The following is a 17,465-nucleotide window of genomic DNA, read 5'->3' as shown; positions in this document are numbered from 1 at the left end:
GCCACGCCGCCTCATGAGAAATGGCACGGATTTTCAGTATGTTGGGGGCGGTGAATTTTCTCGTCCATGCGGTGGTCATGGCCCCGCGGCAATTCCTGCCGGGCCAATTCCGCCGCCGGGACGGTTGAGAGAAACCTGGCGGGTTGCCTAGAACTTCTCGGTTGCGGGTGTCTGGCTGGCGGGCATCAGATAGCGCCGCAAGCGCCTGGAGGGACATCGTGCTGAGGCTTTACGACAACCTGGATTCCGGAAATGGCTACAAGGTCCGGCTGCTGCTCTCGTGGCTGGAAATTCCGTTCGAGCGCGTCGAGGTGGATACCTATGCCGGGGAGAGCCGGCGCCCGGAATTCCTCGCCCGGTCGCCGAACGGCAAGGTCCCGGTGCTGGATCTGGGAGATGGCGATTGCCTGTGGGAATCGGGCGCGATCCTGTTCTACCTCGCCGATGGAACCGCCTTCCTGCCCGACGACAGGCGCGTCCGCGCCGAAGTGCTGAAGTGGATGTTCTTCGAACAGTACAGCCACGAACCCTATATCGCCGTGCTGCGTTCGTGGTCTCGCCACGGAGCGCTGACCGAAGAGCGGAAGCAGCAGTGGGCCGCTCGGGAAAGCGAGGGTTATCGCGCGCTCGATATCATGGAGGGGCAGCTGGAAAGGCGCGACTGGTTCGTCGGCGAGAAACCGACGATCGCCGACATAGCGCTGTTCGCCTACACTCATGTGGCCGATCAGGGCGGCTTCGACCTGGGACGTCATCCGGCGATCCGGCGCTGGATCGAGCGGGTCAGGTCGCTGCCGCGTTTCCGCCCGCTCGACCAGCCCTGACCCGGCCCGCGGGCGGTCAGCCGTCGCCCAGCATCCGCCGCAGATAGCTGCGCCGGCCGGCGCGCTTGCGTTCCCGGTTCCGGTCCGCGTCCTCGCGCTCGTCCAGCGCATCCTCGAAATAGTCCACAATAACACGGTAGACGCGGCGTCTCGGGCGCGAGACATCGTCCAGCAGGCCCTCGACCGTGAGCCGGTCGATCAGGGCCTGGACGTAGCGGGGGTCCTTGCGCCAGCCCAGGGCCAGGACGGATTTCAGGCGTGCGAAATCCGCTTCGACGCTCTCTTCCATCGCGTTGCGGGCGTCGAGAGCGCCGTCTTCGTCGGCCATGGGTTCAGGTCTTTCTGCCGAAGACGGAATCGACGGTCGGCTCCTCTTCGTCATCCTTCTCTTCGTCGTCGCCCTTGCCGCGGTTCAGGCCGAAGGCGGCGGCCATTTCGGCCGCATCGGCCGTCAGGCGGTTGCGCGGGTCGAGTATGGCCTCGGCCTCGACGGGTTCGCCACTCTCGGCCAGCGCCTTGCGGCGGCGCTCGACGGCCTTCTCGACCGCCTTGGCGAGTTCGGTCTGGGTGCAGATGCCCAGGCTCACGGGATCCGTCGGCTTGATCTGCTGGATGTTCCAGTGAGTCCGGTCGCGGATCTTGTTGATGGTGTCCTTGGTGGTCCCCAGCAGTCGCTGGATCTGGGCGTCCGTGAGTTCAGGATGATGGCGCAGGATCCAGGCGATCGCGGCCGGGCGGTCCTGGCGCTTCGAGACCGGCGTGTAGCGTGCGCCGCGAGTCTTGCGTTCCGGCGGCAGCGCCGTTTCCTTCAGTTGCAGGGTTGCTTTCTCGTCCTGCTCGCAACGCTCGATTTCCGCGCGTGTGAGCTGGCTGTTGGCGACCGGATCCAGCCCGACGATGTTCTGGGCGACCTCACCGTCGGCGATGCCCTGCACCTCGAGCGTATGCATGCCGCAGAACTCCGCGATCTGCTTGAAGCTCAGGGTCGTGTTGTCAACCAGCCATACGGCTGTGGCCTTCGGCATCAATGGCAATGCCAATGTCGTCTCCTGATGATGCTGAGTGGAGTTGGTCAAGCGCATTATACGTTTCTGCGCGATCACGCAAGTTGTCAGACCTCGAGCATGATCTTTCCTATGTGGGTGCTCGCCTCCATTTTTTCATGGGCCTTCGCAGCCTCTGCGATCGGCAGGACGGTGTCGATCACCGGCGCGACCGCGCCGGAGGCCAGCAGCGGCAGCACGTGCTCGGCCAGCGCCTCGGCGATCTCCGCCTTCTGCTGAACCGAACGCGGACGGAGTGTCGACCCGGTCAGCGTCAGGCGCTTCAGCATCATCGGCGTGAAGTCGAACTCGACCTTCGGGGTGTCGAGGAAGGCGATCTGGACCAGCCGGCCCTCGACGGCGAGGGCCTTGACGTTGCGGCGGAAATAGTCGCCGCCGACCATGTCGAGGATCAGGTTGACGCCGTCGCCGCCGGTCAGTTCCTTCACCACCTCCACGAAGTCCTCTTCGCGGTAGTTGATCGCCCGCTCCGCGCCCAGTTTCACGCAGGCGTCGCACTTCTCCGCCGAGCCGGCGGTGGCGAAGACGCGCGCGCCGAAGCGCTTGGCGAGCTGGATCGCCGTGGTGCCGATGCCGCTGGAGCCCCCGTGAACGAGGAAGCTTTCGCCGCCCTGCAGACGTCCGCGGTCGAAGACGTTGGTCCAGACGGTGAAGAAGGTTTCCGGCACCGCCGCGGCCTTCACCATGTCATAGCCATCGGGGACGGGCAGACACTGCGGCGCGGGCGCGGCGCAGTATTCGGCATAGCCGCCGCCGGCAACCAGGGCCATGACCCGGTCGCCCTCCTTCCACTGGCTGACGCCGGCGCCCCTGGCGACGATTTCGCCCGCGACCTCCAGGCCGGGCAGGTCGGAGGCGCCGGGAGGCGGGGGATAGCCGCCGGCGCGCTGGATGCAGTCGGGGCGGTTGACGCCCGCGGCCGCGACCCGGATCAGCACCTCGTCATGGGCGGGCCGGGGCACCGGCCGCCGAACCTGCCTCAGCACGTCCGGCCCGCCTGGGCCCGTGATCTCGATCGCATTCATTTCGTCCGGCAACGAGGCCATGGCCTTCCCCTTTTTTGGTCGCGAAGCTCTTTCGATCTATTGTTGTGGCCGCATGGGAGCAAGTGAGGATTGACCATGACGGACGATGAAGAACGCGCCAGGGACACTTTCTTTGCCGCGCGGGACCTCGACGACGTCTCGGTGGAGGAGCTTCAGGAACGGATCGCGGCGCTGCATGCCGAGATCGCCCGCCTGGAAGCGGCCGTCGAGCGGAAGAAATCGGTGCTCAACGCCGCCGACTCGGTATTCAAGCGCTGAGGCTTCGGCGCCCGCCTCCGGTCGGCCCCGGCTTCATGTCGGCGACGCCCAGGATCATGTCGACATTCCTGCCGTCGGCCGCCAGCGGCAGCATCAGACGGTCGAACAGGAACGCGCTGCCGCCGAAGATCGCCGGTTCGCCGAGCGTGGCCATGGGACGGTGCGTCTCCACGACGCCGTGCACCAGGTCGATGAACCGGAAGCGGCTTTCCCCGCAGACCGGATCGTCCAGATACCTGCCCGTGGCGTCGCCGCCCGACCATTCCGCCACCCGCGTGCCGATCAGGCGGTAGCGGTATCGGCCCGCCTCCGGCGCATCGATCAGGAACAGGTGCCCCAGTATGTCGGTCAGATCTTCGGGCCTGAGGTCCTGCCGGCCGGGCAACAGGCCGTCCGCCACGCCCGCCGCCCAGTAGTCATGGACGCGGCGCAAGGGGCCGGCCGGAAGCCGGACAGTGATATTCGTCTGCTGGTCGGCGTGATCGTTCATGATCCTGCATCGCCTCCAATGCCGACGGCTCGTGTCGCGCCGGCGTCCGGGATCCCGATCCTGACCCGTTTCATGCGGTTCAGACAACGGACGCGTCCCGAATAGTGCAACTGACGGTCGTTTTCGAGGAAAAATGCAAGCGTGATTCAGCTTTGGTTAACTTCCCGCCCTCATGATGGGTATCGAGGACAAGACAGCTTCCTCACCCTCCCTGTCGAACTCGGCCGCTCCCAGCTCCCTCCCCAAAGGGAGCGGCCGAATCCGACTCGCTCCTTACTGGCAAGTACTTGATGGTACTGTAGCGTGTCAAAATACGTCGAGCGGTATGCTTGACGGTCCATTTTCGAGCCGCCTTAATTCACCCGCGGAGCCGAGTTTGACAGGGAACGGCTAACCACAAAGGGCGGAATAGAAGCCCGAGGGAGATCTCCGTGAAAGGCCGCGACCCGGGCACCGGGCGCGGTTTTTCTTTTTCGTCTTGCCCAAGACTGGTATCGATCTTTCCGCCGCCACGACGGCATGGGGAGATGCGATGAAACCGAAATATCCGAAGCCGGCGACGCTGGGCCTGCACGCGGGCCAGCACCCGGACCCGGCCACCGGCGCCCGCGCCGTACCGATCTACCAGTCCACTTCCTACGTCTTCGACGACGCCGACCATGCGGCCGCGCTGTTCAACATGGAAACGCCCGGCCATATCTACTCGCGCATTTCCAATCCCACCGTTGCGGTCCTCGAGGAGCGACTGGCGGCGCTGGAAGGCGGCGTCGGCGCGGTCTGCACGGCATCGGGACAGGCGGCGCTGTTCCTGGCGGTCTCGACGCTGATGGGCCAGGGCGGGCACATCGTCAGTTCCGCCTCGATCTACGGCGGCAGCCACAACATGTTCCATCACACGCTGCCGCGCTTCGGCATCACCACCACCTTCGTGGACCCCCGCGACACCGAAGGCTTCGCGAAGGCCATCCGGCCCGAGACCCGTCTGGTGTTCGGCGAGACGCTGGGCAATCCAGGCCTCGAGATCATGGATATTCCGGCGGTGGCGCGCATCGCGCACGACCACGGGCTGCCGCTGATGATCGACAACACCTTCGCCACGCCCCATCTGTTCCGGCCCGTCGAGCACGGCGCCGACATCGTCATGCACTCGGTGACGAAGTTCCTGGGCGGACATGGCATCGCCATCGGCGGGGCCATGGTCGACGGCGGAACCTTCGACTGGGCGGCGTCGGGGAAGTTTCCGACGCTCACCGAACCCTATGAGGGCTATCACGGCCTGAACTTCTGGGAGGAGTACGGGCCGGCGGCGCTGTGCATGCGGGCCCGCGCCGAAGGCCTGCGCGACTTCGGCGCCTGCATGTCGCCGCAGAACGCCTTCTACCTGCTGCAGGGTGTCGAGACCCTGCACGTGCGCATGCCGCGCCATGTCGAGAACGCCCGCCGGCTGGCCGCCTTCCTGGAAGGCCACGAAGCGGTCGGCTGGGTCGCCTATCCGGACCTGGAGAGCCATCCCGACCACGAACGGGCGAAGGCATTGCTGCCCGACGGCGCCGGCGCGATCTTCAGCTTCGGCGTCAATGGCGGCCGCGAGGCCGGCCGTGCGTTCATCGAGAACCTGAAGGTCTTCTCCCACCTCGCCAATGTCGGCGACGCCAAGTCGCTGGTGATCCACCCGGCGTCCACCACCCACCAGCAGATGGACGCCGAGGCGCTGAAGGCGGCCGGCGTCGGCGAGGATCTGGTGCGTCTCTCGGTCGGGCTGGAAGATGCGGACGACCTGATCGACGATCTGAAATCGGCCCTGCGCGCCAGCCAGCGCGTGCTCAAGGCGGCGGCGGAGTAGGGGCGATGGAATTCACGATCGACGGCAACAAGGTCTTCGCCCACACCGGCGGCAGGGCCTTCGACCCGAAAGGCGACGTCGTGGTGCTGATCCACGGCGCGGCCATGAACCATCTGGCCTGGGCGCTGCAGACGCGCTGGCTCGCCCATCACGGCCATTCGGTGCTGGCGGTGGACCTGCCGGGCTGCGGCCGATCCGAGGGCGAACTGCCCGACAGCATCGAGGAATGCGGGCGCTGGCTGCATCGGCTTCTGGATGAACTCGGCGTGGGGAAGGCCAGGCTGATCGGCCATTCCATGGGCGCGCTGATCGCCATGGAGGCCGCCGGCCAGCAACCGGAAAGGATCAGGGCGCTGGGTTTGCTGGGCTTCTGCTATCCGCTTGCGGTCAACGAGGCCTTTCTCGACGCGGCGAAGAACGATTTGCCGCTCGCCATCGGCCTGATGAACGACTGGGCACACGGCCCCCGCGCCCATTTCGGCGGCTTCCAGGTCCCCGGCCTGTGGATGGTGGGCGCCGACACGCGCGTCATCGAACAGGCCCGGCCCGGCGTCCTGCACAAGTGCCTGGCCATCTGCTCGGCCTACAAGGGCGGCGAGAAGGCCGCCGCTGCGGTGGGCTGTCCCGCGACCGTCGTCCTCGGCCGGCAGGACCTGATGACGCCGCTCAAGGCCGGCCGCAAGACGGCGGCGATGATCGGCGGCGCCGCTGTCACCGAACTGGACGACTGCGGTCACATGATGATGTTCGAACAGCCGAAGGCGCTGCTGCGGGCGCTCGCGCCCGTTCTCGCCGCGTGAGCGCGGATTCCCTGCCGAAGGGCAGCGCCGGTTCCCTGAGCGCGCGTGGCGCCCGCTGGAACGCCGCCGGGGTGCTGTTCTTCTGCTTCGTCATCGGCATGACGGGGCGGGGACTGTTCGACAGCTTCGTCGTCATGCTGAGGCCGCTCGACCTCTCCCATTCGTGGAGCCGGGACGAACTGACGGCGATCTACGCCATCGCCATGACCTGCTGGGGACTCGGCGCCCCGCTGGCGGGTATCATCTTCGACCGGGCCGGGGCGCGGCCGGTCTATCTGCTCGGCATCGCCTGTTCCGCCGGCGGCCTGATGCTGGCGAGCACCGACTGGGGGCTGTGGAGCTTCTATCTCGGCCACGGGGTCGCCGTCGGCACGGCGACGGCGCTGCTCGGCACTGTCGTCCAGGCGGCGCTGGTCAGCCGCTGGTTCGACCGCAGCCGTTCGACCGCGCTCGGCCTTGTGCATTCCTCCATGGGCATCGGCGTGCTGCTGTTCTCGCCCATCACCCAGCTGCTGATCGACAGCTTCGGCTGGCAGGGCGCCTATCGGGGTCTGACCCTGATCGGCCTCGCCGTCATCGTCCCGATCGCGCTGTTCGCGCCGTGGGGGCGGTTCCGGGCGGGCCACCCGGAGATCGCCGCGGCCGCGGCGGCCCCGCGCGAGGGGCCGCGGCGTCCGAACTACCGCAGTCTCCGCGAAGCGCTCGGCGGCTGGCCGTTCTGGGCGCTGTCGTGGATCTACGGGATCACCGGCATGGGCATCTATGTGGCCATCACACAACTCGTCGACTATTTCCAGGTGCTGGGCGTGCCGGCGCTGGAGGCCGCGTCGATCTATGGCGTGGCCGGCGCGCTGGCGCCTGTCGGCATGGTCGCCTTCGGCGTCATCGCCGACCGGCTGGGCATGCTGCGCGCGGCGACGCTGTCCTACGGCCTCACCCTGGTTTCCTATGCCGGCTTCCTGGCCCTGCCGGAGATGTTCAGCGAGTTCGTACTCTACGGCTCGGCCGTCTGTCTCGGCCTGACACTGGGCAGCCGCGGACCCATGGTCTCCTCCATCGTCAGCCGCACTTTCCAGGGTCCGGCCTTCGGCCGCATCTACGGCGCGATCCTGGCCTTCGGCGGCGCCGGCGGCGGGCTCGGCGCCTGGCTGGGCGGCTTCATCCATGACGCGGCGGGCGGTCATGCCGCGCTGTTCTATGTCGGCGCCGTCGTCCTCGTGGCCGCCGGTTCGCCCTTCGTCTTTCTCTCACGCGCCGCGGCGCGCTAGACTCACACTTCGAACCTGGGGAGGCACCGAATGGATTTTCGACTGACCGATGAGCAGGAAGCGATCCGCGACGCCGTCGCGAAGATCTGCGAACGCTTCGACGACGCCTACTGGCTGGACCGCGACGAGACCGGCGAGTTCCCGCACGACTTCCACAAGGCCATGGCCGACGGCGGCTGGCTGGGCATCGCCATGCCCGAGGAATATGGCGGCGCGGGCCTCGGTGTCACCGAGGCGGCGATAATGATGCACACGGTGGCGAAGTCGTCGGGCGCGCAGAGCGCGGCGTCGGCCATCCACATCAACATCTTCGGCCCGCATCCGCTGGTCGTCGCCGGCAACGAGGACCAGAAGCGCGCGCATCTGCCGCCGCTGATCAAGGGCGAGCAGAAGACCTGCTTCGGCGTCACCGAGCCGGATGCCGGCCTCGACACCACCTCGATCAAGACCCGGGCGGAGAAGGACGGCAACGGCAACTACGTCGTCCACGGCCGCAAGATGTGGACGTCGACGGCGCAGGAAGCCGACAAGATCCTGCTGCTGGCCCGCACCACACCGAAGGAGGCGAGCAAGAAGTCCACCGACGGCATCTCGCTGTTCTACACCGACTTCAACCGCGACTACATCGAGGCCCGGGTGATCCCGAAGATGGGCCGCAAGTCGGTGGATTCGAACGCCGTCTTCATCGACGGCCTGCCGGTGCCCAAGGAAGACCTGATCGGCGAGGAGGGCAAGGGCTTCTACTACCTGCTCCACGGCCTCAATCCCGAGCGCGTGCTGGTCGGCATCGAGGCCGTCGGCATCGGCCAGAACGCGCTGGCGCGGGCCACCGAATACGCCAAGGACCGCGTCGTCTTCGGCCGGCCGATCGGCATGAACCAGTCGATCCAGCATCCGCTGGCGGTCAACTGGGCCGAGCTGGAGGCCGCCTACATGATGTGCATGCTGGCCGCCGATCGCTACGACCGCGGCGAGGATTGCGGCGGCGAAGCGAACGCGGCCAAGTACCTGGGCGCCGAGGCCGGCTTCAAGGCTGCGACCCAGGCGGTGATGACTCATGGCGGCATGGGCTATGCCAAGGAGTATCACGTCGAACGGCTGATGCGAGAAAGCATGATCGCGCGCATCGCGCCCGTCTCGATGCAGATGATCCTGAACTACATCGCCGAGCGGAAGCTCGGGCTGCCGAGAAGCTACTGACGCCATGGAGACGGAAAACAAGGGCCCGCTGGCGGGCTACCGCGTCGTCGACCTGACCCGCATCGTGCTGGGCCCGCTGGCCGGGCAGATGCTGGGCGACCTCGGCGCGGACGTGATCAAGGTGGAGGAGCCGGCCGGCGACCTGGCGCGCGCCATCGGCACAACGCGGCGAGACGGCATGGCCTCGTGCTTCCTCAACTGCAACCGCAACAAGCGTTCGCTCTGTCTGGACCTGAAGAAGCCCGAGGGGCTGGAAGCCTTCATGCGGCTGATCGAAACGGCGGACGTCTTCATGCATGCGCTCCGGCCCCAGGCGGTGCGCAAGCTGGGCATCGCCTACGAGGATCTGAAGGCGGTCAATCCGAACCTGATCTATGTCGGCGCCTACGGCTTTTCGGAGAAGGGCCCCTACGGTCACAAGACGGCCTTTGACGACATCATCCAGTCGGCCTCGGGCGGCGCGGCGATCCAGGGCTGGCTGCTGGACCAGCCGCGCTATGTCGGCTTCGTCCAGGCGGACAAGACCACCGGTCTGATGGCGGCCAACGCCGTGGTGACGGCGCTGCTGCACCGGGAGCGGACGGGCGAGGCGCAGTTCGTCGAGGTGCCCATGTTCGAGACCATGGTGCACATCAACCTGATCGAACATCTGGACGGGGCCACCTACGCCGACGCCACCGGTCCGACGGGCTACAGCCGACTGCGCACGCCGTGGCGCAAGCCCTATCCGTCCAGGGACGGCTGGGTGGCGATCCTGCCCTATGACGACCGGCAATGGCGGGTGGTGCTGGAGGCGGCGGGCCGTTCGGACCTGGCCGAGGATCCGATGTTCAACTCGTTCGCCGCGCGCCAGAAGAACGTCGACACGGTCTATTCGACGCTGGCAGAGCTGAGCAAGGCGCTGACCACGGATGAATGGCTGGCCGCCCTGGAGCCGCACGGCGTGCCGTGCTCCCGTGTCAACACGCCGGAAGATCTGCTGACCGACCGGCACCTGACGGATGTCGGATTCTGGGAGACATACGACCATCCGACCGAAGGGCCGCTGCGGACGATGAAATACCCGGTCAATTTCGAGAAGAGTCCCGCCAGCGTCCGCCGTCACACCCCTCATCTGGGCGAACAGACGCGCGAGGTGCTGGGGGAACTCGGCTACGACGAGGCGACCGTGGAAGCGATGCTGGCCGCCGGTGCGGCCATCGAGAAGAAGGAAAAGGCGATCTGATGCAACTCCTGGGACATGGATTCTACTATCAGGACTGGTCCGTCGGCTGGAAGTTCAGGACGCTCACGCGTTCCATCACCGAAACCGACATCATGAACTTCGTCGGCGTCTCCGGCCTCACCGAGGAGCTGTTCACAAGCTACTGGTACCTGGAGGAACATACCGACTTCGCCGGCCGTCTGGCGCCGGGCGCCCTGGTCTTCTCGCTGGCCGAGGGCCTGGTGATCCCGTCGACCATCGCGCGTACCGGCCTCGCCTTCCTGAACTGCGAGATCGACGTCAAGGGGCCGTCCTTCGCCGGCGACACGCTGCACGTGGAAGGGGAAGTCACCGAGATCCGCCCGGCGAAGAAGGGCAACCGCGCCCTGGTTCGCACCGACAACAAGGTGGTCAACCAGAAGGGCGACGTGGTGCTGACCTACAATCCGCTCAGGATGATGCGGGGCCGGCCCGAGGAGGACTGAGCGTCCCCCGGAGCCTGGCGGCAAAAAAAGCCCGCATCGAAATTATGAGATTGACAATCATTCTCAATAAGACGATGTTGATCAGGCCTTGGCATGGCACTGACCGTCGTCCTGCGATCCCCAACACCCCAAGGGGCGGCGGTCCTCCCAAGCGGCCGGCGTGAAGGTTCTCGCGAATCGTCATGCCGGCCGCTCCTCCTTCCGGAAGCGGCCGGCACAGAACGAAAAAGGGCCCGCCTTGCGGACGGGCCCTTCCGCATCGGGCCCAGGCCCGACAGCTGTTGAGATCAGTTGTTCTGGGCGCGGGGAAAGCTGACTTCGACGCTCTTCTCCAGCTCCAGATCCCGGTACAGATCGTCCAGCGGCGGCGGTGCGCCGTTGCGGATCGCGTTCTCGCGGTTCTGGTAGTAGAGCGTGCGCACGGAGGCGTAGAGGTCGATCGCCGTATCCTCCAGCACCTCGAATTCCTCGATCACCTCGGAGCGCTTGTCGACCATGGCGGTGCCGGTGCGCGCGGCCGTCGGCACGAAACCGAATACGAGATTGAAGGGATCGGTCACCGAATCGACGACGAATCCCACCGTGTCGCGGCCCGTCGAGGGGCCGAAGACGGGCAGCATGATGTAGGCGCCGCTTTCGTAGCCCCAGACCGCCAGCGTCTGGCCGAAGTCTTCCTTGCGGCGGTGGAAATTGCCGGCCGTGGTGACGTCGAACAGGCCGCCGATGCCGACGGTGGAGTTGATCATGAAACGCATGAAGGTGTTCCACGCCGCTTCGCCGTCACCCTGGAGGATGTTGTTGATCAGCGTGCGCGGTTCCGTCAGGTTTTCCAGTGCGTTGGACACGCCAAGGCGCAGCGGCTCCGGCGCCACGGTGCGATAGCCGCGGGCGACGGGCCGCATCACGGCGCGGTCGAGGCCCATGTTGAAGTCGAAGATTTCGCGGTTGGTCTGCTCGTAGGGATCGGCGGGCGCATCGGCTGCTGCTGCAGCCGACGTCAACATCATCCCGCCCAAGGCCAGGACGGCCAGGTTCCTGCTGATCCCCATCTCAGAACTCCTTGCCCGAATGCCGATCGAAATTGCCGCGTATTCGCGATCTTTACAACAGAAGCCTTGCCAAAGTGTGATCGCGGCCTGTTCGCGGCTGCGATTGTGACTTATGCATTGTGGCGGGATGGAGAACGCGGGGAGGCATCATCATGTCCTACAGGTCGATATATCGGCCTGGCCTGTTCGAGGGCCGGGCCGTCATCGTGACCGGCGGCGGGTCCGGTATCGGGCGCTGCAACGCCCATGAACTGGCGTCGCTGGGCGCGGCGGTGGCGTTGGTTGGCCGGCGCCTCGAGCGCCTCGAGGCCGTGGCTCAGGAGATAGAGGAGGACGGCGGCCGGGCGATATGCCACGCCTGCGATCTGCGCGACGAGGAAGCGGTCCGGGCGATGGTGGCCGACGTCATCGAGCGGCTGGGTCGGATCGACGGGCTGGTCAACAATGCCGGCGGGCAGTTCACGTCGCCGGCCGAGAACATGAGCCAGAAGGGCTTCGAGACGGTGATTCGCAACAATCTCGTCTCGGGATTCGTGGTCGCCCGGGAGTGCTTCACCCAGTGGATGAAGGCGAATGGCGGTTCCGTCGTGAACATCGTCGCCGATCCGATCGGCGGCATGCCGGCCATGGTGCACTCGGCCGGCGCGCGGGCCGGCATGATGTCGGTGACCGAGACCCTGGCGGTCGAATGGGCCAATCACGGCGTCCGCGTGAACTCCGTCGCGCCGGGCTATATCGCGTCCTCGGGGATGAACGCCTACACGCCCGAGATGCAGGCGAAGTTCACCGAAGGGCTGAAGAAGATGCCCTTCAAGCGCATGGGCACGGAATCCGAGGTCTCCTCGGTGATCACATTCCTGCTGTCGGAGGGGGCGTCCTACGTCTCCGGCGCCTGCTACTACGTCCACGGCGCCAGCCAGTCGATCCGCCAGGACTGGGACATACCCGACCATACCAGGGCGAAACCCTATCAGGGCTTCCATCGCTATAATGGCCCGGTCGCGTTCTGGGGCGACTATGGCGGCAATGGTCAGGGGGAGGACTGAGGCATGAAGTTCGGCATCTTCTACGAGCACCAGATCCCGCGGCCCTGGGACGAGCGGAGCGAGCACCGCATCCTGAACGAATCGCTGGAGCAGATCGAACTGGCCGACCGGCTGGGCTTCGACGCCGCCTGGGTGGTCGAGCATCACTTCCTGGAGGAGTATTCGCACTCCTCGGCGCCGGAGGTCTTCCTCGGCGCGGCCAGCCAGCGCACGAAGAACATCCGCCTGGGCCACGGTATCGTCCAGATCACCACCAACCAGCCGCATCGCGTGGCCGAGAAGGTGGGCACGCTGGACCTGCTGTCGAACGGGCGTGTCGAGCTGGGCTTTGGCGAGGGCGCAGGCCCCGCGGAACTGCACCCCTTCGGCGTCAAGGTCCGCACCAAGCGGGAGCGCTGGGAGGAAGCGGTCCAGGCCATCGTGCCCATGTTCACGAAGACGGACTGGGAATTCCACGGCGAGCATTTCGATTTCCCCGCCCGCAACGTGGTGCCGAAGCCGCTGCAGAAACCGCATCCGCCGCTCTGGGTCGCCTGCTCCAACATCAAGACCATTGCCAAGGCCGGCGAGTGGGGCATGGGGGCGCTGGGCTTCAGCTTCATCTCGGCGGAGGCCGCGCGGGCCTGGGTGCATCGCTACTACAATTGTCTGCTGCGCCGCCGCCAGCCGCTGACCGACTATCCGCTCAACCCGAACATCGCCATCGCCAACGGCTTCTTCTGCGCCGAGACGGACGAGGAGGCGATCGAGAAGGCGTCGGGGTGGACGTTCTTCATCTTCGCGTTGTCCTATTACGGCAGGAAGGGCGTCGACGCGCCGGGCAAGAGCGACCTCTGGGCCGCCTACCAGGACTGGCGCCATTCCGAAAAGGCGCAGAAGGCTGTCGAGACGGCGCTGATCGGCAGCCCGGAGACGCTGCGGAAGAAGCTGCGCATGTTCGCCGACGCCCATGTCGACCAGTGCATTCTGGTGGCCCAGGCCGGCCGCACCAGCCACGAGGATATCTGCAAGAGCTACCGCCTGTTCGCGGAGGAAGTCATGCCGGAGTTCCATGGCGAGGAAGCCGCGCATCAGGCCTGGAAGCGGAGCGTCCTCGACGGCGAGACGGTGCTCGAGGAGCTCGATACCGAGGATTTCGACCTCTACAGCCACCAGAACGAGGACATTGTCCGCCTGACGCCCGAAGAGCTCAAGGCGATGATGGCGGAGAAGGAAAAGCAGGCCGCCCCGGGGGACTGACACTCCGCAGGCGACTAGCTGTCGGCCTCCACCAGCCGCCGGAAGGCGCGGATGTCGTCGACGAACAGCGCCGGTTCCTCCATGGCGGCGAAATGGCCGCCGGCCGGCATGTCGGTCCAGTGCACGACGTTGGCGACCCGCTCGACCCACTGGCGCGGCGGGGTGGCGAAGATGTCGCCCGGGAAGTGCGCGACCCCGGTCGGAACCTCGATCTTCCGGCCCGGCGGCGCGATGAAATTGTCGCTCTCGATGATCGAGCGGTACATCCAGGCCGACGTGTTGATCGTCGCCGTGAACCAGTACAGCGCGATGTTCGCCAGCAGCCGGTCCTTGGAGAACCGGCTCTCGATATCGCCGCCCGTATCGCCCCAGCGGTGGAACTTCTCGGCGATCCAGGCCGCCAGGCCCGCCGGTGAGTCGGTCAGCCCGTAGGCCAGGGTCTGGGACTTCGTGGACTGGATCGCCTGATAGGCAGTTTCGGTCGCCATCAGTTGCCTGCGCCGCCCCGTCCAGGCTTTCTCCTCGGCGTCATAGGGGCGGCTGTCGTCCCGCGCCGGGCGCAGGATCCACATGTTCTGATGGATGGCCTTGCAGACATCGGCGTGGTTCAGGCCGAGCCAGGACGTCACCAGGCAGCCCCAGTCGCCGCCCTGCGCGATGAAGCCCTGATACCCCAGGACGTCGACCATCAGCCCGCGCCAGAGCCGCGCCGTCTCGCGGCAGTCGATCGCCTTCGGCGGCGCGCCCGAGAAGCCGTAACCCGGCAGGCTGGGGACGATCACGTCGAAGCCGTCCTCCGCATCGCCGCCGAAGCGTTCGGGATGGGCCAGCGGCTCGATCACCTCCAGGAACTCGACGATCGAACCCGGCCAGCCATGGGTCAGGATCAGCGGCGTCGGCTGCGCGCCCGAGCCCTTCTCCAGGATGAAATGGATGTCGATGCCGTCGACGTCGGCGGTGAAGTTGTCGAAGCCGTTGATCCGGGCCTCGACCGCGCGCCAGTCGAAGGCGTCGCGCCAGTGGGCGCAGAGCTCCCGGACATAGGCCATGCTGGCGCCGTAGTTCCAGCCCGCGTCCGCCGGTTCCTCCCTGGGCCAGCGCGTCGCGTCCAGCCGTGCGTTCAGGTCGGCGATCTCCGTATCGCCGACATGGACTTCGAACGCTTTCATTTCACTCTCCCCTGCCCGTGATCATCCGGTCCGCCGTCCGGGCCCCGGCCTTCATCGGCGTCCGGTCCGCAGAAGTCTGATGGCCTGAAGCGTCAGGTAGATCATGAGCACCGCCAGACAGACAATGGCCCAGACCGTGCCCAGGCCGATCAGGACCGGCTTTTCGTCGCTGCAGAGGATCGCGCTTGGCCGCGCTGCGCAGGATTCTGCGAAATCCAGCATCCTCATGCCCGGCGCCGCCAGGACAGCGGCCACCGAAACGGCGGCGAAGGCGAGGCTCCGGCCGCTGTACAGAAAGGCGACCTGGATCAGGGCCAGCACGTTGTAGCTGATGAAGAAAGCGCCGAGGAGCATGAGGTCGAATGCCCCGAATTTCAGACTGCTCTGTGCTTCTTCCATCCGCCGGGGCTCTCCGCCATCATGGGCCGAACGACCACAGGGAGGATGATATGGCGTTCGCGGAAATTCTATACCAGAAGGACGGCCCGGTCCTGACCGTCACGCTCAACCGGCCGGATGCGCTGAACGCCTGGACCCGGCAGATGGAAGCGGAGGTCCGCGAGGCCATGATCGAGGCGTCGAAGGACGACGGCGTGCGCGCCATCGTGCTGACCGGCGCCGGACGCGGCTTCTGCGCCGGGGCGGACATGAACCTGCTGGGCGACATCCAGGACGAGAGTTCGGCCATGCGGGGGCGGCTGCAGAGCGTCTCGGCGGTCGACAACGCCATTCCCGGCGGCCTGAACCCCGGGCGCGACTATTCCATGCGCTACGCCTATTTCCCCACCGTGCCGAAGCCGATCCTGGCGGCGGTCAACGGGCCCTGCGCCGGGCTGGGCATGATCATGGCGCTCTACTGCGACATGCGCTTCGCCGCCCGGTCGGCCGTCTTCACCACCGCCTTTTCCCGCCGCGGCCTGATCGCCGAGCACGGCATCTCCTGGATGCTGCCGGCGCTTGTCGGGCATGCCAACGCGCTCGACCTGCTGCTGTCGGCGCGCAAGGTGACGTCGGAGGAGGCGCGGCAGATGGGGCTGGTGAACCGGGTCATCGAGGACGAGCGTTTCATCGACGAGACCCGCGCCTACGCCGAGGAACTGGCGACCATGGTCTCGCCGCGGTCCATCCGCGTGATGAAGCAGCAGGTCTACCAGGCCCTGCACCAGTCGCTGGAGAGCGCGATCCTGACGGCGAATTCCGAGATGCCGGCGAGTTTCGATTCGGCGGACTTCAAGGAAGGCGTCGCGCACTTCGTGGAGAAGCGGGCGCCCAACTTTCCCGGGCGTTAGAGCCGGCTGAAATCGCGCCGGAAACCCGCGAAAATGTGATGCGTGCTGCTGCGTCGGGGCGATGTTATAGTGAAGCTCGCACGTTGGATGAGCCGGCGTGTCATCTATCCTCGGGTGTGCGTATGAGGGGGGTGGACTCGGTTGCGGACCTCAGGGGCCGGCCGCCGGGTCATCCGTTGCGCAGGGGCGGAGCGGTGTCATGACGAGACAATTCCACAGGACGACCTTCGGCGAGGAGGCCCCCCAGGGACAGTTCGCCGAGGTGCTCAACGCGGCGGGCCAGAATGCGCTGGTGATCGATCACGGCGCGCTGCTGCTCACCGCCGACTTCGTGCGCGCCGGTTCCGACCTGATCCTTCAGGGCAAGGACGGCACGAAGATCCTGATCGTCGACTTTTTCGGCACAGAGACGCCGCCCGACCTATACACGCTCAACGGCGCGCAGATCGCCGGCCACCTGGCCGAGCTGCTCGCCGGGCCCAGGGCGGGCGGTCTGGCGCAGCTCGGCGCCGGTCTCGGCAATCCCATCGGCGTGGTGGAAGCGGTCGATGGCGTGGTCGTCGCCACCCGCACCGATGGCAGCCGCGTCGAGCTGTCCGCAGGCGATCCGGTCTATCAGGACGACGTGATCGAGACTGCCGCGGGTGGCGCCTGCGGCCTGCGTTTCAATGACGACACCACCTTCTCGATCGGCCAGGACGCCCGCATGGTCATCGACGATTTCGTCTATGATCCGAGCGCCGGCACCGGCAGCGCAGTGATGAACGTCCTGCAGGGTTCCTTCTCGTTTGTCTCCGGCCAGGTCGCCCAGAGCGGCGACGACGCGCTGCAGGTCAAGACCCCGGTGCTGACCATCGGTATCCGCGGCACCTACGTGACCGGCCAGGGCGCGCAGGAGGGCGAGGAATCGGAAGTCGTCAATCTGCCCGACGACAACGGCCAGACGGGTTCCGTCTTCGTCTCCAACCAGGCGGGCGGGGTTCTGCTCACCCAGGCCTATGAGGGCACGTCGACCAGCAGTCAGTTCCAGCCGCTCAGCGCCCCGCGGATCTACAGTCCGGAGGAAGTCAATCAGAAGTACGGCAACGCGCTGGACTTCCTGCCACCGACATCGGATGTGCAGCGCGGCCAGCAGGATGACGACGGCGGCGACGACGACCGCGAAGACGGCGGCGCGCCGGATGGCGGCGG

The 17,465-nt window shown here is 66.4% G+C and carries 19 protein-coding genes; 12 read left to right on the top strand and 7 right to left on the bottom strand.

Annotated features, from left to right (window positions below):
- Positions 1-218 precede the first annotated feature (218 nt).
- A complete protein-coding gene (locus CWC60_RS20160; RefSeq protein WP_109795731.1) occupies positions 219-824 on the top strand; it encodes a glutathione S-transferase family protein in 606 nt (201 codons plus the stop codon).
- A gap of 16 nt (positions 825-840) precedes the next feature.
- Here the strand turns inward: CWC60_RS20160 and CWC60_RS20155 are convergent, their stop codons facing one another.
- From CWC60_RS20155 to CWC60_RS20145, 3 genes are read right to left on the bottom strand one after another with little or no spacing between them, the layout of a single operon-like run.
- Positions 841-1,152 carry a hypothetical protein gene (locus CWC60_RS20155; RefSeq protein WP_109795730.1) on the bottom strand — a complete coding sequence of 104 codons (312 nt, stop codon included), beginning with the start codon at positions 1,150-1,152 and terminating at the stop codon, positions 841-843.
- Between the two features lie 4 nt (positions 1,153-1,156).
- Positions 1,157-1,927, bottom strand: a complete 771-nt coding sequence (locus tag CWC60_RS20150) for a DUF1013 domain-containing protein (RefSeq protein WP_206420063.1) — start codon at positions 1,925-1,927, stop codon at positions 1,157-1,159.
- Positions 1,928-1,935: 8 nt separating this feature from the next.
- Positions 1,936-2,934 (bottom strand): NAD(P)H-quinone oxidoreductase, encoded by a 999-nt coding sequence (locus CWC60_RS20145; protein ID WP_206420062.1) that lies wholly within the window; start codon positions 2,932-2,934, stop codon positions 1,936-1,938.
- 75 nt (positions 2,935-3,009) lie between these two features.
- Here CWC60_RS20145 and CWC60_RS20140 point away from each other — a divergent pair, with 75 nt between their 5' ends.
- Positions 3,010-3,192: a DUF1192 domain-containing protein gene (locus tag CWC60_RS20140; protein WP_109795728.1), complete on the top strand. Its 183-nt coding sequence runs from the start codon at positions 3,010-3,012 to the stop codon at positions 3,190-3,192.
- On the opposite strand, the gene CWC60_RS20135 is transcribed toward CWC60_RS20140, so the two are convergent.
- Positions 3,182-3,682: a PAS domain-containing protein gene (locus CWC60_RS20135; protein ID WP_109795727.1), complete on the bottom strand. Its 501-nt coding sequence runs from the start codon at positions 3,680-3,682 to the stop codon at positions 3,182-3,184. The two genes, CWC60_RS20140 and CWC60_RS20135, sit on opposite strands and share 11 nt — an antisense overlap.
- Positions 3,683-4,214: 532 nt before the next feature.
- Here CWC60_RS20135 and CWC60_RS20130 point away from each other — a divergent pair.
- Genes CWC60_RS20130 through CWC60_RS20105 form a run of 6 tightly spaced genes read left to right on the top strand, consistent with a single transcriptional unit; the run spans position 4,215 to position 10,482 of the window.
- Positions 4,215-5,525, top strand: a complete 1,311-nt coding sequence (locus tag CWC60_RS20130; RefSeq protein ID WP_109795726.1) for an O-acetylhomoserine aminocarboxypropyltransferase — start codon at positions 4,215-4,217, stop codon at positions 5,523-5,525.
- 5 nt (positions 5,526-5,530) lie between these two features.
- The gene (locus tag CWC60_RS20125; RefSeq protein WP_109795725.1) at positions 5,531-6,325 is read left to right on the top strand and encodes an alpha/beta fold hydrolase; all 795 of its coding nucleotides are present in this window, start codon (positions 5,531-5,533) and stop codon (positions 6,323-6,325) included.
- On the top strand, positions 6,322-7,593 hold the full coding sequence (locus CWC60_RS20120) for an MFS transporter (protein ID WP_109795724.1): 1,272 nt from the start codon (positions 6,322-6,324) through the stop codon (positions 7,591-7,593). Before CWC60_RS20125 ends, CWC60_RS20120 begins: the two co-directional genes overlap by 4 nt.
- A gap of 30 nt (positions 7,594-7,623) precedes the next feature.
- Positions 7,624-8,793, top strand: coding sequence for an acyl-CoA dehydrogenase family protein (locus CWC60_RS20115; RefSeq protein WP_109795723.1), 1,170 nt, complete (start codon positions 7,624-7,626; stop codon positions 8,791-8,793).
- A 4-nt stretch (positions 8,794-8,797) separates the two neighbouring features.
- Positions 8,798-10,018 (top strand): CaiB/BaiF CoA transferase family protein, encoded by a 1,221-nt coding sequence (locus tag CWC60_RS20110; RefSeq protein WP_109795722.1) that lies wholly within the window; start codon positions 8,798-8,800, stop codon positions 10,016-10,018.
- Complete coding sequence (locus tag CWC60_RS20105) at positions 10,018-10,482, top strand: MaoC family dehydratase (RefSeq protein WP_109795721.1); 465 nt, start codon at positions 10,018-10,020, stop codon at positions 10,480-10,482. Before CWC60_RS20110 ends, CWC60_RS20105 begins: the two co-directional genes overlap by 1 nt.
- Positions 10,483-10,769: 287 nt before the next feature.
- Here CWC60_RS20105 and CWC60_RS20100 read toward each other — a convergent pair whose 3' ends face one another.
- Positions 10,770-11,531, bottom strand: a complete 762-nt coding sequence (locus CWC60_RS20100; protein ID WP_109795720.1) for an MlaA family lipoprotein — start codon at positions 11,529-11,531, stop codon at positions 10,770-10,772.
- 152 nt (positions 11,532-11,683) lie between these two features.
- On the opposite strand from CWC60_RS20100, the gene CWC60_RS20095 reads away from it, so the two are divergent.
- The gene (locus CWC60_RS20095) at positions 11,684-12,577 is read left to right on the top strand and encodes an SDR family NAD(P)-dependent oxidoreductase (protein WP_109795719.1); all 894 of its coding nucleotides are present in this window, start codon (positions 11,684-11,686) and stop codon (positions 12,575-12,577) included.
- Between the two features lie 3 nt (positions 12,578-12,580).
- Positions 12,581-13,816 carry an LLM class flavin-dependent oxidoreductase gene (locus CWC60_RS20090; RefSeq protein WP_109795718.1) on the top strand — a complete coding sequence of 412 codons (1,236 nt, stop codon included), beginning with the start codon at positions 12,581-12,583 and terminating at the stop codon, positions 13,814-13,816.
- Between the two features lie 14 nt (positions 13,817-13,830).
- On the opposite strand, the gene CWC60_RS20085 is transcribed toward CWC60_RS20090, so the two are convergent.
- Both CWC60_RS20085 and CWC60_RS20080 read right to left on the bottom strand, forming a co-directional pair.
- Positions 13,831-14,985: an epoxide hydrolase family protein gene (locus tag CWC60_RS20085; RefSeq protein WP_109795717.1), complete on the bottom strand. Its 1,155-nt coding sequence runs from the start codon at positions 14,983-14,985 to the stop codon at positions 13,831-13,833.
- A 51-nt stretch (positions 14,986-15,036) separates the two neighbouring features.
- Positions 15,037-15,384: a hypothetical protein gene (locus tag CWC60_RS20080; RefSeq protein ID WP_109795716.1), complete on the bottom strand. Its 348-nt coding sequence runs from the start codon at positions 15,382-15,384 to the stop codon at positions 15,037-15,039.
- Between the two features lie 50 nt (positions 15,385-15,434).
- On the opposite strand from CWC60_RS20080, the gene CWC60_RS20075 reads away from it, so the two are divergent.
- Positions 15,435-16,274 carry an enoyl-CoA hydratase gene (locus CWC60_RS20075; protein ID WP_109795715.1) on the top strand — a complete coding sequence of 280 codons (840 nt, stop codon included), beginning with the start codon at positions 15,435-15,437 and terminating at the stop codon, positions 16,272-16,274.
- Positions 16,275-16,473: 199 nt separating this feature from the next.
- The coding region (locus CWC60_RS20070; RefSeq protein WP_206420061.1) for a FecR domain-containing protein at positions 16,474-17,465 on the top strand (992 nt) is incomplete at its 3' end.

This window comes from Minwuia thermotolerans, assembly GCF_002924445.1.
Taxonomy (GTDB): domain Bacteria; phylum Pseudomonadota; class Alphaproteobacteria; order Minwuiales; family Minwuiaceae; genus Minwuia; species Minwuia thermotolerans.
Note: the sequence above shows the minus strand (reverse complement) of the source record. Positions and strands in the feature narration are given on the sequence as shown.